We start from the raw sequence: 20,662 nt of genomic DNA, 5'->3' as shown, positions 1-20,662 counted from the left end.
GTTTGGGTTATTAATTTCGGTTTTTAATAGTTTTTTTATTCTAAGCTAAACTGCTTGGTTTCTTTAAAAGGAGATAAATCTATTTTCTCAACTTCTGCCTTATATTCTTTCCAATCTTTATTAAAGAAAGCATTGGTTTTTTCTAAAGCAGGTTTTAATGCCTCTTTAAATTGAATAATTAACTGTTTTTCTGTAGAAGTTTGTTCGCTAAATCTACTATTCACATATCTACTAGCAGTTCCTAAACGTTGAATAATATTTACTTCTGGATTTCGTGTAATCCCTTGTCTTTTATCTACCTTTCCTAAATAAACAGCTAAAAGTGTATCTATTTTCTTAATAATATCTTTAGAATCTTTAATTGATTCTTTATAAAGCTTTTTGTCTTTTTTAGATAGTTTTTGGTTGAAACTATTTGCAATATTTTTACTCTCAACTAACTGTTTTACTGCATCAGTTATAATTTTTTGCTGAGCTTCTAGATCTTTGGCTGCTGCATATTTTTGATCTATTGCATTCTGAGAAATATGCAGTCTTGGGTCAAATTTTACAGTAATGTTTTGTTCTGATGTTTGATTACCAAAGGTAGCTTTTATGCTGTAGGTTCCAGGTTTTACTCGAACACCTCTAGGTTCTCTTTTTTGTTTCCTGATAGTTCTAGAAGGTCTGGCAACACCTTTTTCACTCATAAACCAAACACCTTTATGAATACCATTTTCTTTGGGAGTTTTTCTTTTAAGGGTTCTAATAAGTCTGTTACCATCAAAAACTTCAAATTTGATAGAATCCCATTTTATGGTATTCTCGTCTTCTTTTTTAATAGAATCTTTGCCTTTTACTTCAGGTTTTTTTGTTGATTTCGGTTTATTCACATAAAATTGAACCAAAGCACCACGACTTCTATTAGTTCCATTAAACATAGCATCAGCACCAAATCGGCTACCAGTGGGTTGTTGGTATGCTGCTTGATATGCTGTTGGAGGTGTGAATAACTCAATATTTTTGGTAAGAATGTTTTTGTTTTTAGCTATTGCTCTTAACGGACGAATGTCATCTAACACCCAAGCAGCTCTACCAAAAGTGCCAATAACTAAATCGTGCTCTCTTGGGTGAATTACTAAATCTTTTACAGGAACAGTAGGGAAGCCTTCCGTCCATTTTGTCCATTTTTTTCCTGCGTTGATAGAAATATATAAACCGTCATCAGTTCCTAAGAATAGTAAATTTGGCTCAATTGGGTCTTCGATAATACATTGTGTAAAGCTTTTTACATCGCTTTCATCAACAATACGTTCCCATGTTGCTCCGTAATCTTTTGTTCTGTATGCATAAGGTTTATAGTTAAAACGACGATAATCGTTAGCAACTAGTAGAGCTTCTCCTTTATTTTTATTAGATGCTTTTATTTGCGTAATCCAACTATTTTCAGGTAAACCTTTCAAGTTTTTGGCAACATTTGTCCAAGTTGTACCTCCATTTTTAGTAATATGTACTTGTCCATCATCCGTAGCAATCCATAACATATCTTTTTCTAGGGGAGAAGGTTCAATTACTAATATAGTACAGTGATTTTCTGCTCCGGTAGCGTCCATGGTTAACCCACCACTTTCTGATTGTTTGAGTTTACTTTTATCATTCGTAGTTAAGTCTGGAGAAATTACTTTCCACGTTAAACCTTTATCGGTTGATTTGTGTACAAATTGGCTTCCAAAATATAAAGTGCTGTTATCAAACGGGTCAATATTAATAGCTGCATTCCAATTAAAACGTAGTTTTATAGTAGCATCAGGGTGTGTTGGGCGAACAGTATAGTTATTACCTGTTTTGTAATCGTAACGAGATACATAACCTTGTTGACTCATAGACCAGCCATAACGCGAGTCGTCTTTGTCTGGAACAACATCAAAACCGTCACCAAAACTAATTTCTTGCCAATATGAATTTCGTATTCCTTGGTCTTTCCATACATAAGCAGGTCCGCGCCAAGAGCCATTATCTTGCATACCGCCATACACATTGTAAGGAAACTCATTATCTACATTAATATGATAAAATTGTGCAACAGGCAAATTCCCAATAAAACGCCAAGTTTTACCTCCATCTTTGGTAACATTCATTCCACCATCGTTTCCATCAATCATGAATTTTCCATTTTTAGGATGAATCCACCAAGCGTGATGGTCTGGGTGAATACCATTATCAACACCATAAGCAGGCATGAGTTGCTTAAAGTTCTTTCCTCCATCAATAGAAACATTTACATAGGTGAAAACAGTGTATAATTTGTGTTCGTTTTGGGGATCTACGTAAATTTCTGAATAATAAAAAGGGCGATTTCCGATGCCTTTTTTATCATTAATTTTTTTCCAAGAAAAACCACCATCTTCACTTTTGTATAAGGCATTCTTTTTTGCTTCTACCAAAGCATAAATAGTGTTAGGGTTAGAGGGAGCGATTGCTACTCCAATTCTCCCCAATTCTCCTTTTGGAAAACCTTCTTTTTCGGTAATTTTTTTCCAGTTTTCTCCACCATCATGGGTAATGTATAAACCACTTCCTTTACCTCCTGATTTAAAAAACCAAGGATCACGTTTGTGTTCCCACATAGCAGCTATTAGCTTGTTTGGATTGGATGGATCCATAATTAAATCTGCAGCACCGGTTTTATTATTATTGAATAAAATTTGTTTCCAAGTTTTACCGCCGTTGGTAGTTTTATACACACCACGTTCTTTATGTTCACCCCAAGGTGATCCAATAGCACCAACGTAAACAATGTCTGGATTGTCTGGATGTATCACTACACGATGTATATGACGTGTTTTTTCTAACCCCATCGATTTCCACGATCTTCCTCCATCAAGAGATTTGAAAATTCCGTAACCACCATTTAAACTATTACGAGGGTTTCCCTCACCTGTTCCTGCCCAAATTACACTAGGGTTTGATTGTTGTATGGCTAAAGCACCAATAGAGGCTGTTACTTCTTTATCAAAAATAGGTTCCCATTTAATGCCTCCTGAAGTAGATTTCCAAATACATCCAGAAGCTGTACCAACAAACATAATATCAGGATTGGATTCAACAACATCAATGGCTGTGACACGTCCACTCATTCCACCGGGACCAATGTTTCTTGGTTTCATGTTTTTGACTAAATCCATTGAGAATTCTTGAGAAAAAGTAGCGCAAGAGAAGGTTATAAATAGTAGATAAAAAAGGTTTTTCATAAGAGTTAGTTGCTTGTAATTTAAGGTTGTACAATGTACAAAATAGAAAACGTCCAATAAAATTGGACGTTTTTTTTAACAAGTTCTTAAGATTTGTTATTCTTCTTCTTTCTTTTTAGGTTCTCTTTTGGCTTCTTTAAGTGCTTGCATAAGCATCCATTCAATCTGCCCATTAGTAGATCGAAACTCATCGGAAGCCCATTTTTCAATGGCTTTTAACATTTCTTCATTAATACGGAGTGCAAAAGCTTTCTTTTTTGCCATGTTGTGTTTTATAATAGTGTTTTTTGAAACGCAAAAATGGTTACAAAAATACAATTTCAAAATTCTTTTAGTTTATAGTAAAGAGCTCATAAAAATTAAGATATATACTATAATGGTGGTTATAATTTGTGTCACGTTAATTGATTTTGTATAGATAACTTAATGGTTTAAAGTACCAGCATTTACCACAGGAGACGCTTCTTTATCTCCACATAAAATAACTAATAAGTTACTAACCATCGCAGCTTTACGTTCTTCGTCTAACTCCACAATTTCTTTTTTGTTTAGTTCTTCTAAAGCCATGTCCACCATATCAACAGCACCTTGTACAATTTTATGTCGAGCAGCAACGATGGCTGTAGCTTGTTGACGCTTTAACATGGCACTTGCAATTTCTTGTGCATAGGCTAAATAACCAATTCGTGCTTCTAAAACCTCAATACCTGCAATGGCTAATCGTTCTTCTAATTCTTTTTCCAAAGCTTCACTTACTTCATTTACACTAGAACGTAGTGTAATATCTTCTTCGTGTCCCTCATCTGCGAAATTGTCGTATGGATACATACTAGCTAGTTTTCGTACAGCAGCATCTGTTTGTACACGAACAAAATTCTCATAATTATCAACATCAAAAGCAGCCTTATAGGTTTCGGTAACTCTCCAAACTAAAATAGTACTTATCATTACCGGGTTTCCTAGTTTATCATTAACCTTTAAACGCTCACTATCAAAATTACTAGCTCTTAACGAAACAGTTTTCTTTTTGTATAATGGATTTGCCCAGTATAAACCATTTTGCTTCACAGTACCTACATATTTACCAAAGAATAATAGAACTTTTGAAGAATTAGGGTTTACTAAAATAAAGCCCAATGCTAAAATAAATGCTATTACAGACATTAATATAAATATTGGATTTTCTGTTTTAACGGCTAATGCGATTCCGCCAATAAAAAGAATAAGTACAATAAAAAACATTAGGTACCCATTTGCTGGTTTGATAATTTTTTCTGCCTTCATATTTGTTTTAATTAAATTGATGTTAAAATGATATCATAAAGATATAAATTAAATTTTGTTAAATCCAAATTTTTGATGATTATATTTTATAATTTAGCTTCCGATTATAATTTAAACCATTCATGAAAACAAAATTTTTAATAGTACTAGTTGCATTGTTAGTGAGTATTTCATCAATAGCTAATAACGAAGATGTTTGGGGGCCAACAGGTCACAGAGCTACTGGAAAAATTGCAGAAAAACATTTGACTAAGAAAGCTAGAAAGAAAATTGAAAAATTACTACAAGGTGAGAGCTTAGCATTTGTATCTACTTTTGCAGATGAAATAAAATCTGATAGAAAGAAATATGGAAAGTTTTATACTTGGCATTATGTAAACATGCCGTTAGATGCTCGTTATGAAGATACCGAAAAAAATCCGAAAGGAGATATGATTACTGGTATAGAGCAATGTATAAAAGTGTTAAAGGATGAAAATAGTTCAATTGAAGACAAACGTTTTTACTTAAAAATGCTAGTACACTTGGTAGGTGATTTACATCAACCGATGCATGTTGGGCAAAAAGAAGATTTAGGAGGTAATAAAATTCAGGTTCAGTGGCATGGAAAAGGCTCTAATTTACACAGAGTTTGGGATGAAGATTTAATTAATAAATGGGACATGAGTTATGTTGAATTAGCTGATAATGAAAGAGATTTATCTAAAGAACAAATCAAAGTAATTCAAAAAGGAACTGTTGTAGATTGGTTACATGATACACATAAGATCACTAAAGAAGTATATAAATCTGCTGAAGTAGGAGAGAATTTACGTTACCGTTATTCGTATGTATACTTTCCTGTAGTGAGAGAACAGTTACAAAAAGGAGGTTTGCGTTTAGCCAAATTACTAAATGAAATTTTTTGTTAATACAACAAAATACAGTGATAAAATGAAGAGCTTGGAAATATATTTTCCGAGCTTTTTTCTTGTTAATATTTAGTTAATTCTATCTTTTTAATACGATAAACAGTTAATTTTGAGAGAAATCGTTTTAAAATGCATAGAAGTAAATTCTTACTCATACTTATAATAACCGCTTTTTTTAGTGGAATAACAGCCCAAGCTCAGGTAAAGGACACATCTAAAAATGTTAAAATTATTACGTTAAATTACGAAGAGTTAAAACCATTTTTACATAAAAGCAATGATAAAACTTATGTAGTTAATTTTTGGGCTACATGGTGTATGCCTTGTGTAAAAGAGTTACCTGCTTTTGAAAAACTTCATAAGAAATATAAAGATAAAAATGTTGAAGTTGTTTTGGTAAGTTTAGATTTTTCTAAGCAAATAGAAACGAATTTGATACCATTTATCAAAAAGAAAAAACTACAATCTAAAATACTTCATTTTGAAGATTCAAATGAGCAGTTTTGGATTAGAGATATTGCAGAAAGCTGGTCAGGTTCAATACCAGCAACCCTAATTTACAATAGGCAAAAGAGAAAATTTTATGAACGAACTTTTAGCTATGTAGAGTTACAAAACGAATTACAAACCTTTTTAAACTAAATAATTATGAAGACAATTAAAATAATATTGATGTTATTGGTGGTGGCATCTATTTCAGCATTTACTAGTAATAACTCTAGAGGTTATAAAGTAGGAGATGAAGCTTCTGATTTTACATTAAAAAATATAGATGATAAAATGGTTTCTTTGGCAGATTATAAAGACGCAAAAGGATTTATTGTTGTGTTTACATGTAATATGTGTCCGTATTCTGTAGCTAATGAAGATAGGTTAATAGCTTTAGATAAAAAGTATAAACAAAAAGGATTTCCTGTAATAGCTATTAATCCGAATGACCCAGAGGTATCGAAAGGAGATAGTTTTGAAGCAATGAAAGTACGAGCTAAAGAAAAAGGATTTACATTTCCTTATCTATTTGATGAAGGGCAGAAAGTATATCCTAAATATGGAGCAACAAGAACCCCACATGTTTATATTTTAAATAAAGTAAATAAAAAATTAATTGTAGAATATATTGGAGCTATTGACGATAATTCTCGAGATGAAAACAATGTAAAAGAACGTTTTGTTGAAAATGCTGTAGATGCTTTGATAAAAGGAGAAAAACCAACAAAAACTGATACAAGAGCAATAGGTTGCTCTATTAAAGATAAAAGAAACAGATAATTAACAGTTAAATATTTAAAACTAATAAATCCCGCGGTTTATGCGGGATTTTGTCTATTAGTGCTATTAATTACCTAATTTTATAACCAATCGCAAAATGAAACCAAGAAAATAATGAAGAAATTATTACTATCACTACTGTTTGTTAGTGCAACAGTAACGGCTCAAACTATCGATTTGAATTATTACTTGCCAAAAAATGTTTCTTATAACTCCAATATTCCCACTCCAAAATCTGTTTTAGGACATGAAGTAGGAGAGTGGCATGTTACACATGATAAGTTGGTAGAATATATGAAAGCACTTGCGAATGCTTCAGATAGAGTAGTGCTTGAAAACAGAGGAACAACTTATGAAGGAAGACCTTTAGTATTGCTAACAATTACTTCCTCTAAAAACCATCAAAATTTAGAAGAAATACGAGAAAATCATATAAAAGCAACAAACGATGCTTCTATAGATGTTTCTAATAGTCCAATTGTGGTATACCAAGGGTTTTCAATTCACGGAAATGAAGCAAGTGGTTCAAATGCAGCCTTGGCAGCAGCGTATTATTTAGCAGCAGCAGAAGGGCAAAAAATAGAGGAATTATTAAATAACTCAGTAATACTTTTTGATCCAGCAATGAACCCAGATGGTTTACAACGTTTTGCATATTGGGCAAATACAAATAAGGCAAATAATATTAATCCTGATCCGAATGATAGAGAATATTATGAGGTTTGGCCTGGGGGAAGAACTAATCATTATTGGTTTGATATGAATCGTGATTGGTTGCCAGTTCAATTACCTGAGAGTAGAGCACGAATTAAAACATTCCACAAGTGGTTGCCTAATATTTTAACCGATCATCATGAAATGGGAACAAATTCTACCTTTTTTTTCCAACCAGGAATTCCGAGTAGAACAAATCCATTAACTCCAAAGATGAATCAGGAGTTAACTAAAGAAATAGCAACCTATCACGCAAAAGCATTCGATAAAATAGGTTCAACCTATTATTCAGAGGAAAGTTTTGATGATTTTTACTACGGAAAAGGGTCAACTTTTCCAGATATTAATGGAGGAATCGGAATTTTGTTTGAACAAGGAAGTTCTCGTGGACATGCACAAGAAAGTGAAAACGGAGTTTTAACCTTTCCGTTTACCATTCGAAACCAGTTTACAGCAGCATTGTCAACACTAGAAGCTGCTAAAAATATGCGAACTAAAATCTTACAGTATCAACAAGATTTTTATAAAAATTCAAGAAGCTCAGAAACAAACAAAGCGATAGTATTTGGTGATAAAAAAGATGCGACGAAAACAAATCACTTAGCTGAGGTTTTACAACGTCATCAAATAAAACTCCACAAGTTAAAAGAAGATTTTACATCGAATGGAAAACGTTTCAAAAAAGGGTATAGCTACGTAGTACCTATGAACCAAAAAAATCACAGGTTGATAAAAGCAATGTTTGATGTACGAACTACATTTAAAGATAGTTTGTTTTATGATGTATCTGCTTGGACCTTTAATTATGCATTTGGAGTTGATTTAGCTGATAATGTATCATTATCGAAAGCAGGAGCTGAGGTGACTCAATTACAACCAAAACAAGGAACAATTCAACAAAAAAGTAGTGTAGGCTACTTATTTTCTTGGAATGAGTATAGTACACCTAAAGCGTTAAATACGATTTTAGAAAAAGGATTGCGAGCGAAGGTAGCGATGAAAGAGTTTGTAAACGATGGTAATTCGTATGATTACGGAACTATTTTTATTCCAGCTCAAAATCAAAAATTAAATGGAAATGAGTTGTTCGATTTCTTAGGAAAAGTAGCCAATGAAAATTATATTGAAATTAAAGGTGTGTCTACAGGATTAAATGAAGGAATTGATTTAGGAAGTAGAAACTTTGAAGCTGTAAAAAAGCAAAAAGTAGCGATGTTGGTTGGAAAAGGAGTAACAAGTTATGATGCAGGAGAAATTTGGCATTTATTAGATCAACGTTACGATATGAAACTAACGAAGCTAGATACCGATTATGCTTCGAGAGTAAATCTTGATAAGTATACGACGATTATTGTTCCGAATAGTCGATCTATTGATAAGAATTTAGTAGAGAAACTAAAAGTATGGGTACGTAATGGAGGAGTGCTAATCGGATATAGAAATGCAGTAAACTGGTTGTCAAAAAAAGGATTTATTAAAGTGAAATTTAATAAGACTAAAATTGATTCTATAAATAATGTGTCATTTGAAAATCGTTCGTTACAATTTGGAGCGCAAGTAATTGGAGGTGCTATTTTTGAAGCAAAGATTGATCGTTCTCACCCAATCAATTTTGGATACAAGAATGAAAAAATAGCATTATTTAGAAATACTAAGCAATTCATTCAAGCAGACGCGAAGAGTTATAACAACCCAATTCAGTACACCAATAATCCGTTATTGAGTGGTTATATTTCAAAGGAGAATTTAAAGGAATTGAAAAACACCGTTCCATTTAAAGCAGGACGCTTAGGTAGTGGAAGGGTAATCGTTTTTACAGACAATACCAATTTTAGAGGTTTTTGGTTTGGAACGAATAAACTATTGATGAATGCTATTTTCTTTGGAAAGTTGATGTAGAGAATTATTACAAATGTTAGATTAAACTATAAATATGCAGTTTTTTGAATTTTATGTTAACACATTTCAATGGAAAGCAGTGTTACAACAAGGAAAGCAATTACGCAAAGTATTTATACCTATAGATAATGAAGAATGGGTACAGGAAGAAAACTAACCTGTAAAAATGGATTTGGTAGATGCCTACCACGATTTATCTTTATGGAAAGGAGAAACTACCTTTATGGATGTTATAGAATGGTCTAACGATTTTACTATAGGAGGATTAACTCATAAAGCTGGGGCTTTTATGTTAATGACAGGAAAAGTAAAAGAGGTGTTAGAAAAATACAACCTACCACCACATCGTTTTTATCCTACCGAAGTCTATTGCAAACGGTATAAGGAAACAAGAGATGATTATTATTTGTTTCATATGACAGGAGAGGGTCTATATGGTGATGATTATGTAGATTATCTTAAATGTACTTTTGTAGAATACAAAAGAGATTTTCAGTATAACAAAATACAGGTAAAAATTCACCCTGAAGGCGTGGTAAATAGTTTAGAAAGCTACAATGAAATAACTTTTGGGGAAGGAGATTCTTTTTTAGGTAGTTATACAGAAAAAATAGCTAACGGAGAAATGAAAGAAAAACGTAATGGGTTAGATTTTCTTAATAAAGTATATAAACACGATTATGATGTATTATGGGGTATCTCAAATACGATTTATATAAGTGAAGCAATAAAAGAAGAGTTAGAAAAGGTAGGTGTAAGTTGTGGTAGTTTTTTTCCTATAACACACAATATGATTCGAGCTTTTGAATATAAACAAATGAAAAATAGTTAAGATTTATTTAAGAGATATGTTTATAATGATTCAATAAGTGTAACAAAATTCTAATTAACTCGTCTTTTAAGTATACTAACAAAAAAAGTACTATGAGTTTATTAAGAGTTTTATTAGCAATATTTTTTCCACCGTTAGCAGTGATAGGTAAAGGTTGTGGATCAATTATAATAGTGTTTTTATTAACACTTTGTGGATGGGTTCCAGGAGTTATTGCAGCGCTAATTATATTAAACAATCCAAATTAGTTTTGTGTAATGTAGCAATTTGGTAATTTGAAAATGTATCAATGAAAAAACTCCAATTTGATGAAATCAAATTGGAGTTTTTTTATGGTCTATTCTCTAGTTTCTCATTTCTAAGTTTCCTATTCAAGAACTTCTTCAATAATCTTTCCAGAACATCCGTTAGGGAATTCTATCTGTAATAAATTAGAGATGGTTGGAGCGATATCTACAATTTCATATTTCTTTTTAGAAACACCTTGCTTAATTCCGTTTCCATAAAAAATCATCGGAATGTGTGTATCGTACGAGTATCCAGAACCATGCGTAGTCCCTTTTTTTGAACTACTAGCAATAGTTGACGGATTAGGTATTAAAATAACATCACCCGAAAACTTTTGATTGTAACCGTTTTGTAATACATGTAAAATTCCGTTAGTAAACGTTGTGGTTTGCATGGTTCTAGCAGTTACCGATTTGTATATCTTTTTATGATTAATAGCTTCATCCGCTATGGTTTGTGCTACATTTTCATAGTTAAGGTTTAACTCTCTAATCTTATCTTTATTTAAGAAAACTTGGAAGTTAGAAACATTTTCAATGATTTCATCAGATTTAAAATGCTTTAATGTAACCTCATTTAAAAAGTTTTTAAAAGCAACAGGCTTTACATAACCAGCGGGTATTTTTAAAGATTCTAAGTATGAAGGAACTTGTACAGCAGCATGATCAGCAGTTAAGAATAAAGTGTAATTACCTTTTCCAACCTGTGTGTCTAAAAACTTAAATAACTCTGCTAAATCTTGATCTAAACGTAAATAAGTGTCTTCAATTTCTTTAGAAGCAACTCCAAACTGATGTCCAACATAATCGGTTGAAGAATAACTAACCGCTAAAAAGTCGGTGTACTCAGATTTTCCTAAGTTTTCACCAATAATAGCCGCTTTAGCAAAATCAGTTGTGATAGAATTACCAGCAGGAATCCCTTTTATTATACTGTAATTATTATTACTCTTTCTTAACGTTGGAATGTCGTGCGGAAAAACTGGCTTTTCCTCCCCTTTGAAAGTTACTTCAAAGTTATTATCATCATCAATACTTTGGGTATACGTACTAATATCATATAAAGTTTCCCATGGTTTACTTAAATATTCATCAGCTTTCCCTGAAGCATTGAACTCTTGTACCCAAGTAGGTAATTCATTTAAGTAAAAAGAAGAAGAAATCCATTGCCCTTTATCACCACCGTCAAACCAATAAGCAGCGTTAGCTGTGTGTCCTGCAGGTAAAATAGCAGAACGATCTTTTATGGCAATACCAATAGTTTTACCATTCATGTTTTGAGCTAGTTTCAACTGATCGGTTACTGTAGTAGTTAACATTCTGTAAGGAGACTTTTTACCTCCTTCACCGTTATTACCAACAGTGTTGTAGTTATTATCATCAACACAATAAATAGTTTTCTTTAAATATTTATCATACCAATGGTTGCTAATAATTCCATGATTAGTAGGCGTTGTTCCTGTGTAAATAGAAGTATGCCCTACAGCAGTGTAAGTAGGAATATAATTGTAATGAGCGTTTTCTAAAGAGTATCCTTCTCTAAGTAAACGTTTAAAACCGTCGTTCCCATATCTATTAGCAAAACGAGTAAGGTAATCGTAACGCATTTGGTCAATAACAACACCAACTACTAGTTTTGGTTTTTGAGTATTTGTTTTTTTATTAACAGAGCAGCTGGTTAAACATATTATAGCTGCTAAAAAAGCTATTTTTCTCATTTTGTTTTTTGAAAATTAAAACTCAAAGGTACATAAAAAGCAAGCTAAAACTTATAAATAAGGCGATGAGTTAATGGTTTTTTAATACTTTAGCAAAAAGAAAAAATATATTTCATTTAATGAATTACATTGAGCATATAGGTAAATACTTTTCAATGCTAAAACAGGTTTTTTCAAAGCCACAAAGAGCAAGAGTATTTCGGGAAGCTTTGTTTAGAGAAGTAGATGAGTTAGGGCATAAGTCGATAGGAATTATAGCTTTTATATCGTTTTTTATTGGAGGAGTAATTGCCTTACAAACTGCGTTAAACTTAGAAAGTCCGTTTATACCAAAATCGTTGATTGGTTTTGCAGCAAAACGATCAGTAATTTTAGAGTTTGCACCTACATTTTGTTCTATTATTTTAGCAGGTAAAGTAGGCTCGTATATAACTTCAAGTATTGGAACTATGCGTGTTACAGAGCAAATTGATGCACTTGAGGTGATGGGAATTAACTCATTAAACTATTTAGTGCTTCCTAAAATAATAGCTACAGTTTTCTTTTATCCGTTTTTAATAATTCTAGGAATGTTTTTAGGAATTTTTGGCGGATGGATGGCAGGGGTATTATCGGGTTTGTTTTCTGGAGCAGATTATATAGCAGGAGTTCAATTAGATTTTGATCCGTTTCTTATAACCTATGCGTTGATAAAAACAGTGGTTTTTGCTTTTTTAATTGCCACAGTGCCTTCCTATCATGGATATTATGTAAAAGGAGGTTCATTAGAAGTTGGAAAAGCAAGTACACAGTCTGTAGTTTGGACTACAGTGCTTATTGTTATAGCGAACTATTTCTTAACTCAAATGTTATTAACCTAATGATAGAAGTAAACAATTTACACAAAGGATTTAATGGTGTTGAGATTTTAAAGGGGATAACAACTTCATTTAAACCAGGAGAAACAAGTTTAATTATTGGTCAGAGTGGTTCAGGTAAAACAGTATTTTTAAAATCATTAATTGGCTTACACACACCAGAGCAAGGAACCATTGTTTATGATGGACTTGCGAATACTGATATGACGATAGAAGATAAACGTCAATTTCGTCAAGAATTAGGAATGGTATTTCAAGGAAGTGCCTTGTTTGATTCTCAAACAGTAGAAGAGAATATAATGTTTCCTTTAAAAATGTTTACCAAACAACCCGAAAGTGAAATGCTAGACAGGGTGAATTTTGTGTTGAACCGTGTAAACTTAGAAAATTCAAATAAAAAGTTTCCTGCTGAATTATCTGGAGGAATGCAAAAACGTGTAGCAATTGCCCGTGCAATTGTAATGAAGCCTAAATATTTGTTTTGTGATGAGCCTAACTCAGGTTTAGATCCGCAAACGTCTATTGTTATAGATAACCTAATTCAAGAAATTACCGATGAGTATAAAATTACTACAGTAATAAATACACATGATATGAATTCGGTGATGGAAATAGGAGATAAGATTGTTTTTCTAAAAAATGGAGTCAAAGCATGGGAAGGATCACATAAAGAAATCTTCAAAACAGATAATGAAGCAGTGGTAGATTTTGTGTATTCATCTAATTTATTTAAAAAAGTAAGAAAAGCATACTTAAATGATGTTTAGGTAACTTTCTGTTAATTAATAGGTAACAAAAAACATTAAAAAATTTTCAAAAAAACTTCTAAAAAATGTTTGTGGGAACAATAAAAGCTTCTATATTTGCACCCGCAAACGCAGAATAGCAAAAGCAAAAAATGACCGGGTAGCTCAGTTGGTAGAGCATCTCCCTTTTAAGGAGAGGGTCCTGGGTTCGAGCCCCAGCCCGGTCACTATAAAGCTTCTCTTAATAAATGAGAAGCTTTTTTTAAAAAGCTTTGGGGAGATTCCAGAGCGGCCAAATGGGACGGACTGTAACTCCGTTGTCTTACGACTTCGCAGGTTCGAATCCTGCTCTCCCCACGAAAACTCAATCATATCGATTGAGTTTTTTTGTTTGTATAATTATGTTGTTTAATATTTTTTGTTTTTTGTTAAACATAATGTATATTTTTGTTAAATCTTAAATATTTTGATATGAAAAAAGTGTTGATATTCTTAGTTTTACTTCAGTCTTTCGCTGTTGTATCTCAAAATAGCGGGGAAATTTCAGGGAAGGTTATTGATTCTAAAACAAGAGAAGTGCTTCCTTTTGTAAATATTTTAGTATACGGAACAGAAATAGGAACAGTTTCAAATGAAAATGGAGAGTTTGTATTGAGTAATGTTCCTTTAGGGTACAATAAAATACAAGCATCGTTTGTAGGTTATAAAACGTTAATTTCTGACGAGTATTTAGTTACTAAAGATAATTCGCCATATATAACCTTGGAGTTAATTGAAGATGCAACACAGTTAAAAGAAGTTCAAATACAAGCACCACTATTTAAAGAGTCTGTAGATAGCCCTTTATCGCTTCAAAGTTTGGGTATAGCAGAAATAGAAAAGAACCCAGGAGGTAATAGAGATGTCTTAAAGGTTATTCAGTCTTTTCCAGGAGTAGCTTCTAATCCTGGATTTAGAAATGATATTATTATTAGAGGAGGAGCAACTTCTGAAAATAAGTTTTATTTAGATGGAATTGAAGTTCCAGTAATAAACCACTTCCAAACACAAGGAGCAACTGGTGGACCAGTTGGAATTATGAATGCAGATTTAATTCGTAAGGTAGATTTTTATTCAAGTGCTTTTCCTGCTAATAGGGGTAACTCTTTAAGTTCTGTTATAGAGTTTACTCAAAAAAGAGGAAACCCAAATTCACTAAATACAAGGGCAACTATTGGAACTTCGGACGCAGGAATTACCTTAGATGGTCCATTAGGAAAGAACACAACCTTTATGTTTTCTGCTCGACAATCGTATTTACAGTTTTTATTTAAGTTGATAAAACTTCCTTTTTTACCAACATACAGCGATTTTCAAGTGAATGTTAAATCGCAATTATCAAAAAACAGTGAATTATCAATAGTTGCTTTGGGTGCTATTGATGATTTTGAAATTAATAAAGAGGTAAATGATGGTGAAACAGATTTAGAAACGATAAAGAGAAATAAAGTTATTTTAAACTCTGTTCCCGTAAACAGTCAATGGAATTATACGGTAGGAGCCAGTTATAAGTACTTTGCTCCAAACTCGACACACTTAGTTGTATTAAGTAGAAATGAATGGAAAAACAAGGCAGTAAAGTACTTTTTAAATGAAGAAATACCAGCAAACTTATTGTTAGATTATTCATCTAAAGAAATAGAAAATAAATTACGATATGAAAATAGCTTTGAAACTGTTAACAAAATTGATTTTAACTTAGGTTTTAATTTAGAAACAGCGAGGTATACGAATAGTAATTATCAAAAAAATGCTAATTCAGATGGAGTTATTATTTATAATTTTAATTCAGCCATAGACTTTGTGAAATATGGAGTTTTCGGACAAGTATCAAAAAGATATTTAGATGAAAAGTTAGGAGTTTCTTTTGGTTTTAGAATGGACGGGATTGATTACAATTCAGAAATGAAAAATCCATTTAACCAATTTTCACCACGATTGTCGTTAAGTTATAATTTATCTGAAAAATGGACGGTGAGTTCTTCAGTAGGTCGTTATTATCAATTACCATCGTATACAGTATTAGGATATAAAAATGATATAGGAGAGTTTGAGAATAAAAATGGATTGAAGTACATACAATCAGATCATTTTGTAAGTGGATTGAGTTATAAGCCTGATACAAGTTCAAAAATAACTTTTGAAGGGTTTTATAAAGGATATAAAAACTATCCATTTTCAATAAGAAACCAAATAAGTCTAGCAAACTTAGGTGCTGATTTTGGTATTATAGGAAACGAAGCAGTAAGTTCAACCTCTGAGGGTAGAGCATATGGTTTTGAGTTGTTAGCACAAAAGAAATCGTATAGTGGATTGTACGGAATAGCGTCGTATACTTTTGTGAGAAGTGAATTTAAAGATGCACAAGGAGCCTATATTCCCTCAACTTGGGATAATAAACACTTACTAACAATTACAGCAGGAAAAAAACTAAACAGAAACTGGGAAATAGGAACGAAATTTCGATTAGTTGGTGGTAAACCTTATACGCCATATGATTTAGACGCTTCTTCTTTAAAAGATAATTACGATGTGCAAAACGGCGGAATTTTAGATTATACCAAACTAAACACAGAAAGATTAGATACGTATACACAATTAGATATACGTGTAGATAAAACATGGTTCTTAAAAAAAGCGGCTATTAACTTGTATTTAGATGTTCAAAATATATATGCTAGTAGCTCTAAACAGCAACCATTTTTATTACCTATTGAAGATGGAAATAGAAGAGTGACCGATCCTAACGATAGTTCAAGATATTTACTAGAAGAAATAGAAAGTACAACAGGTAGAGCCTTACCTCGTATAGGTGTTATTGTAGATTTTTAACAGTTTTGAAGTTTAATAGTCTTTTAAAAAGAGTAAATTGCTTGCTTAAATTATCATAAGATTTTTAAATATGAAAAAAATTCTATTAGGAGCAGCATTTACTTTTTTAAGTATAACTTCAACTTCAGCACAAAAGTATCAGTTTTCAACAGTAAAAGACATTGAAGATACTGAAGTTAAAAGCCAAGGAAGAACAGGAACATGTTGGAGCTTTTCTACAACCTCTTTTTTAGAATCAGAAATTATTAGATTGATAGGTAAAAACATTGATTTATCTGAGATGTATACGGTTCGTAACACGTATTCAGATAAAGCAAATAATTACTTATACCGCCAAGGAAAAGCACAATTTAGTGAAGGAGGTTTGGCACATGATGTTATTAATTCTGTAGAAAAATACGGATTAGTACCTGAGCAAGTTTTTACTGGTTTAGATTTAGGACAAGATAAACATAATCACGCTGAAATGATTACGGTGTTAAAATCGATGTTGGATGCTTATATCAAAAATCCAGCAGGAGAATTAAGTCCAAAGTGGAAGCAATCAGTAGAAAGTGTTTTGGATGTATACTTAGGAAAAAATAAAAAGGAATTTACTTTTGAAGGAAAAAAATATACTCCTAAAACGTTTGCAGAGTATGTAAAAATAGATCCTTCAAACTATGTAACGATTAGTTCTTTTGAGCATGCAAAAAAATATGATCAATTCATCTTAAATATTCCAGATAATTTTTCAAACGGAGCATTTTATAATGTTTCTTTAGATGAATTAGTTGCAGTAACAGAAAACGCAATTAAAAAAGGATACACCGTAGAGTTAGACTGTGATGTTTCAGAAAAAACATTTTCATCAAAAAATGGAGTAGCAATAATTCCTGCAAGTAGCACAGAAAATGAAAAAGCACTAACAGAAATAGTTGAAGAAAGAACTGTTACACCAAGTTTACGTCAAGCAGAATTTGAAAACTTTAATACAACGGACGATCACTTAATGCATATTGTAGGTTTGGTAAAAGATCAAAAAGGAAATACCTATTTTAAAGTAAAGAACTCTTGGGGTAAAAATCAAGGAAATCAGGGGTATGTATATATGTCAGTTCCTTATTTTAAATTGAAAACAATATCTGTTTTATTACATAAAGATGCAGTTTCACCGAATTTAAAAAGTAAGTTAAAGATTTAATAGTTTTTAAACATTACTATAAAAATTAGTAGAACTTCAATAATAAATATAGGGCTTTTGGTAATACTCAAAAGCCCTATATTTTTGGATTTGTAACTAAATATGGTTTACGTATATTTTAATAACGTTCTGAAATTACTGTATTTTTGAAACTCAAAAAAAATGTTGCACGTCACAACTAACATTTAAATTAAAAACATATAAAATTAATATATGAAATCCTTTTTTACAATTGCTTTATTATTGTGTTGTATAACTATAGCTAAAGCTCAAAAAGACACACTTTGGTTAGATAAAAACTGGAAAGAAACCAATAAAGAAAATGCTTCTTTTTATAGAAACCCTATACAAAAGGAGGGAAAACTATATCGTGTTAATGACTTTTATATAGATGGTACATTACAAATGACAGGACTTTCTAAGTATAAAGATAGTATTTATTTGCAACAAGCCTTTTGGTATACTAAAGAAGGAAAACTTATAAAGAAAATGAGTTTTGATGATAAGCAACTAAAAGGAATATCTACTTATTATACAGAAAGTAAAGACAAAAAAACGACTATAGCAATCGAAGAGGTTACCTACGAGAATGGAAAAATAACAAAAAGAATATTTTTTGAAGGAGATAAAAATGATATTCGTTATGAGTATTACTATGATAAAGGAAAAATAACTAAAGAAATATATTATGGTAAAAAAGGAAAAAAAATAGGACAGATAACTTATGATAAAAGAGCATATAGAGATGGGAAAAAAGTAAGCTATTATTATAACCCAATGCGTGTTAAATATATTGCAGAATATGAACAAGGAAATCCAGTTTTTACACAATACTTTTATCATAATGGAATTACTCGTAATCGTTTTAATAAAAGTACTTTAACAGAAACATTTTATGATGAACAAAACACCAAGTTAGGGGCTATACAATACAAGTATGAAGAAGAATTAAATTATAAAACTCCTTATGAAGGAAAGAAATACTTGTTTTTTTTCACCAAGACAGCAGTGGTAAAAAAAATAAATACTTATGAAAAAGGAAAATTAAAAAAGGTTGAAACATTTAACAAACAAGGTATTCTAATTAAAAAAGAAGAATTTGGAGATAAAAGGAACCTTGTTAAGGTAATAAGCTACGATGATCAAGGTACTCAAATAGGGGTGTTAGAACAAATAAATGATAAATTAGAAGGTAGAGTTGTAAAAAATAAAGGAGGTAATAAACAAGATATTACTTACAAAAATGGAATAGCAGAAGAAGTAGTTGAATATTATAAAGATACTACATTGGTATTTTCGCATTTAAAAAATTCGGAAATTACCTATTATGATATTTCAGGAAAGAAGTTAGGAAGACTAAAAGTAAAGCTAAAAGAAGGTTATTATAACTCTAGAGCTTTAGAAGCAGGTTATTACTCGCCAACTCCTATTGAAGGTACTCTGTATAAGAAAAACTATCGAAACAAAATTTCAGAAAAAGAGAGCTTTAAAGATGGAGAAGTAGTAGAAAGAACAAAGTATGATTATAAAGAAGATAACGCTCTTTATAAAGAAACAAGATTCTACGAAGATGGAAGTTTATCAAAAATCATTAGCTACTATATTAATGGAGGAAAAAAAAGTGAAGTAACCTATAAACTTAATTCGTACAGAAAAAAGTTAACAGCAATTTATTACGATAAAAGCGGAAAAGTTATCGCTAATTATAACTTTATAACTAAAACAGGAACAGAATACAAGTATTTCTATAAAACAGATCAAATAGAAGAAGTTAAAGAGTTAAATAAAGGAAAACTTATAAAATCAAAAAGATATCAAAAAGTATATAACTCAAGGAATAATGAATATGTTTTAAGAGAAGATATAGATGTTAATTCGGAAGCTAAATTTTACTCTAAAGAAGGAAAATTAATAGGGCAAGCGACTTTTACCAATCAAAAACCTACAGGGGTTATGTATGATTATAAAGATCGAATAGAAATAAATGTAAAAAATGGATTGAAGGAAGGAGTTTATAAAAAGTTTGAATACGACGAAAAAACTTTAAAGGAAACTGGAAATTACGTAAACGATAAAAAGCATGGAACTTTTATTTATTATAAAAGAGGTAAAAAACAAAAAGAAGAAAATTATTACGAAAATAAAAAAGAAGGATATAGTATTTATTATGATGAAAAAGGTAAAGAAATATCTCGATTATTATATAAGAAAGGAAAGCCTTTTGAAGGGCAAAAGAATGACCTTTATGGAACCAAAAAAACATATAAAAATGGTGCTCTAGTAAAGAAAATAGAACAAAATAAAAATCAAAAAATAATTACCGAATATATATCAGAAAAAGAAACGAGTACCACTGTTTACAATTTGCAAAACCAGCTGCTATTAACGTATAAGGAATTAAATAACCAATTAGAAGGAGAAGTTGTTCAATATGAAAAAAACAAACCTAAATATACTGCAGTTTTCTCAAAAGGTAAATTAGTAACAGGAATAGTATATTTAAAAGCCAACTCTAGATATCAATCTGAAGTATACTTAAAAATGAGTAAAGTAGACGAAATTATAACAATACAAACATATAACGAGGAAGGAAAGCTACTCTTTACAGGAGAAATAAACCCTAGCTTATACAAAGAGTACTCTGAACAAATATTACCATATAAATTGGGTATCAGAGAAATAGTTTATAATAACGATTTATTTATTTTAGAGTAACCTTAATTTTTTTAGTGAGGTTATTAAAAAAGATTAGTCTTTGTTACGAAATTATTTAGGTAAACTAAAATAGTTTGTCTCTCAGAGTTTTTTAGCCTTTACTAATTACTGAATTTCGTATCTTTCCAAAGTTAACAAAAATTAGA

At 31.3% G+C, this 20,662-nt stretch carries 16 protein-coding genes and 2 tRNA genes; 14 read left to right on the top strand and 4 right to left on the bottom strand.

The window, feature by feature from the left end; translation table 11 throughout:
- Positions 1–35 precede the first annotated feature (35 nt).
- From ABHQ57_RS10410 to ABHQ57_RS10400, 3 genes are all read right to left on the bottom strand, one after another.
- Positions 36–3,230, bottom strand: coding sequence for a WD40/YVTN/BNR-like repeat-containing protein (locus ABHQ57_RS10410; RefSeq protein ID WP_389863632.1), 3,195 nt, complete (start codon positions 3,228–3,230; stop codon positions 36–38).
- A gap of 96 nt (positions 3,231–3,326) precedes the next feature.
- Complete coding sequence (locus ABHQ57_RS10405; protein ID WP_073184483.1) at positions 3,327–3,494, bottom strand: Arc family DNA-binding protein; 168 nt, start codon at positions 3,492–3,494, stop codon at positions 3,327–3,329.
- A gap of 159 nt (positions 3,495–3,653) precedes the next feature.
- Positions 3,654–4,514 (bottom strand): SPFH domain-containing protein, encoded by an 861-nt coding sequence (locus ABHQ57_RS10400; RefSeq protein WP_073184482.1) that lies wholly within the window; start codon positions 4,512–4,514, stop codon positions 3,654–3,656.
- Between the two features lie 122 nt (positions 4,515–4,636).
- Between ABHQ57_RS10400 and ABHQ57_RS10395 the strand changes: the two genes are divergently transcribed.
- From ABHQ57_RS10395 to ABHQ57_RS10365, 7 genes are all read left to right on the top strand, one after another.
- Positions 4,637–5,425 carry a S1/P1 nuclease gene (locus tag ABHQ57_RS10395; RefSeq protein WP_167714182.1) on the top strand — a complete coding sequence of 263 codons (789 nt, stop codon included), beginning with the start codon at positions 4,637–4,639 and terminating at the stop codon, positions 5,423–5,425.
- Positions 5,426–5,554: 129 nt separating this feature from the next.
- Positions 5,555–6,067, top strand: coding sequence for a TlpA disulfide reductase family protein (locus ABHQ57_RS10390; protein WP_167714181.1), 513 nt, complete (start codon positions 5,555–5,557; stop codon positions 6,065–6,067).
- A gap of 6 nt (positions 6,068–6,073) precedes the next feature.
- Positions 6,074–6,694 (top strand): thioredoxin family protein, encoded by a 621-nt coding sequence (locus tag ABHQ57_RS10385; protein WP_167714180.1) that lies wholly within the window; start codon positions 6,074–6,076, stop codon positions 6,692–6,694.
- 114 nt (positions 6,695–6,808) lie between these two features.
- A complete protein-coding gene (locus ABHQ57_RS10380) occupies positions 6,809–9,307 on the top strand; it encodes a M14 family metallopeptidase (protein WP_167714179.1) in 2,499 nt (832 codons plus the stop codon).
- A 34-nt stretch (positions 9,308–9,341) separates the two neighbouring features.
- Complete coding sequence (locus ABHQ57_RS10375; protein ID WP_262886546.1) at positions 9,342–9,464, top strand: hypothetical protein; 123 nt, start codon at positions 9,342–9,344, stop codon at positions 9,462–9,464.
- A 9-nt stretch (positions 9,465–9,473) separates the two neighbouring features.
- Entirely contained in the window at positions 9,474–10,139 is a 666-nt protein-coding gene (locus tag ABHQ57_RS10370; protein ID WP_167714178.1) for a hypothetical protein, read from the top strand.
- Positions 10,140–10,231: 92 nt separating this feature from the next.
- The gene (locus ABHQ57_RS10365) at positions 10,232–10,387 is read left to right on the top strand and encodes a YqaE/Pmp3 family membrane protein (RefSeq protein WP_073184478.1); all 156 of its coding nucleotides are present in this window, start codon (positions 10,232–10,234) and stop codon (positions 10,385–10,387) included.
- A gap of 119 nt (positions 10,388–10,506) precedes the next feature.
- On the opposite strand, the gene pafA is transcribed toward ABHQ57_RS10365, so the two are convergent.
- Positions 10,507–12,144 carry an alkaline phosphatase PafA gene (gene pafA, locus ABHQ57_RS10360; protein WP_167714177.1) on the bottom strand — a complete coding sequence of 546 codons (1,638 nt, stop codon included), beginning with the start codon at positions 12,142–12,144 and terminating at the stop codon, positions 10,507–10,509.
- A gap of 119 nt (positions 12,145–12,263) precedes the next feature.
- On the opposite strand from pafA, the gene ABHQ57_RS10355 reads away from it, so the two are divergent.
- From ABHQ57_RS10355 to ABHQ57_RS10325, 7 genes are all read left to right on the top strand, one after another.
- Entirely contained in the window at positions 12,264–13,004 is a 741-nt protein-coding gene (locus ABHQ57_RS10355; RefSeq protein WP_047790134.1) for an ABC transporter permease, read from the top strand.
- Entirely contained in the window at positions 13,004–13,768 is a 765-nt protein-coding gene (locus ABHQ57_RS10350; protein ID WP_047790135.1) for an ABC transporter ATP-binding protein, read from the top strand. The genes ABHQ57_RS10355 and ABHQ57_RS10350 overlap by 1 nt, the downstream gene beginning before the upstream one ends.
- A gap of 133 nt (positions 13,769–13,901) precedes the next feature.
- Positions 13,902–13,974 (top strand) — tRNA-Lys (locus tag ABHQ57_RS10345).
- A gap of 47 nt (positions 13,975–14,021) precedes the next feature.
- Positions 14,022–14,104: transfer RNA gene (locus ABHQ57_RS10340), tRNA-Tyr, on the top strand.
- A 114-nt stretch (positions 14,105–14,218) separates the two neighbouring features.
- Entirely contained in the window at positions 14,219–16,618 is a 2,400-nt protein-coding gene (locus ABHQ57_RS10335) for a TonB-dependent receptor (protein WP_167714176.1), read from the top strand.
- Between the two features lie 70 nt (positions 16,619–16,688).
- Positions 16,689–17,801: an aminopeptidase C gene (locus tag ABHQ57_RS10330; RefSeq protein WP_389863623.1), complete on the top strand. Its 1,113-nt coding sequence runs from the start codon at positions 16,689–16,691 to the stop codon at positions 17,799–17,801.
- 213 nt (positions 17,802–18,014) lie between these two features.
- Entirely contained in the window at positions 18,015–20,516 is a 2,502-nt protein-coding gene (locus tag ABHQ57_RS10325; RefSeq protein WP_167714175.1) for a toxin-antitoxin system YwqK family antitoxin, read from the top strand.
- Positions 20,517–20,662: the final 146 nt, after the last annotated feature.

The organism is Tenacibaculum sp. ZH5_bin.1 (assembly GCF_042865525.1).
In the GTDB taxonomy this organism is placed as follows: domain Bacteria; phylum Bacteroidota; class Bacteroidia; order Flavobacteriales; family Flavobacteriaceae; genus Polaribacter; species Polaribacter mesophilus.
The sequence above is the reverse complement of the archived record's forward strand: the minus strand, read 5'-3'. Positions and strand labels throughout refer to the sequence as shown.

Bases quoted from the DNA above. Each gene is read 5' to 3' on its own strand.
- ABHQ57_RS10350 (WP_047790135.1), top strand. From the start codon at position 13,004: ATGATAGAAGTAAACAATTTACACAAAGGATTTAATGGTGTTGAGATT.
- ABHQ57_RS10335 (WP_167714176.1), top strand. From the start codon at position 14,219: ATGAAAAAAGTGTTGATATTCTTAGTTTTACTTCAGTCTTTCGCTGTT.
- ABHQ57_RS10375 (WP_262886546.1), top strand. From the start codon at position 9,342: ATGCAGTTTTTTGAATTTTATGTTAACACATTTCAATGGAAAGCAGTG.
- ABHQ57_RS10390 (WP_167714181.1), top strand. From the start codon at position 5,555: ATGCATAGAAGTAAATTCTTACTCATACTTATAATAACCGCTTTTTTT.
- ABHQ57_RS10380 (WP_167714179.1), top strand. From the start codon at position 6,809: ATGAAGAAATTATTACTATCACTACTGTTTGTTAGTGCAACAGTAACG.
- ABHQ57_RS10385 (WP_167714180.1), top strand. From the start codon at position 6,074: ATGAAGACAATTAAAATAATATTGATGTTATTGGTGGTGGCATCTATT.
- pafA (WP_167714177.1), bottom strand. From the start codon at position 12,144: ATGAGAAAAATAGCTTTTTTAGCAGCTATAATATGTTTAACCAGCTGC.
- ABHQ57_RS10330 (WP_389863623.1), top strand. From the start codon at position 16,689: ATGAAAAAAATTCTATTAGGAGCAGCATTTACTTTTTTAAGTATAACT.
- ABHQ57_RS10325 (WP_167714175.1), top strand. From the start codon at position 18,015: ATGAAATCCTTTTTTACAATTGCTTTATTATTGTGTTGTATAACTATA.
- ABHQ57_RS10370 (WP_167714178.1), top strand. From the start codon at position 9,474: ATGGATTTGGTAGATGCCTACCACGATTTATCTTTATGGAAAGGAGAA.
- ABHQ57_RS10365 (WP_073184478.1), top strand. From the start codon at position 10,232: ATGAGTTTATTAAGAGTTTTATTAGCAATATTTTTTCCACCGTTAGCA.
- ABHQ57_RS10395 (WP_167714182.1), top strand. From the start codon at position 4,637: ATGAAAACAAAATTTTTAATAGTACTAGTTGCATTGTTAGTGAGTATT.
- ABHQ57_RS10410 (WP_389863632.1), bottom strand. From the start codon at position 3,230: ATGAAAAACCTTTTTTATCTACTATTTATAACCTTCTCTTGCGCTACT.
- ABHQ57_RS10355 (WP_047790134.1), top strand. From the start codon at position 12,264: ATGAATTACATTGAGCATATAGGTAAATACTTTTCAATGCTAAAACAG.
- ABHQ57_RS10405 (WP_073184483.1), bottom strand. From the start codon at position 3,494: ATGGCAAAAAAGAAAGCTTTTGCACTCCGTATTAATGAAGAAATGTTA.
- ABHQ57_RS10400 (WP_073184482.1), bottom strand. From the start codon at position 4,514: ATGAAGGCAGAAAAAATTATCAAACCAGCAAATGGGTACCTAATGTTT.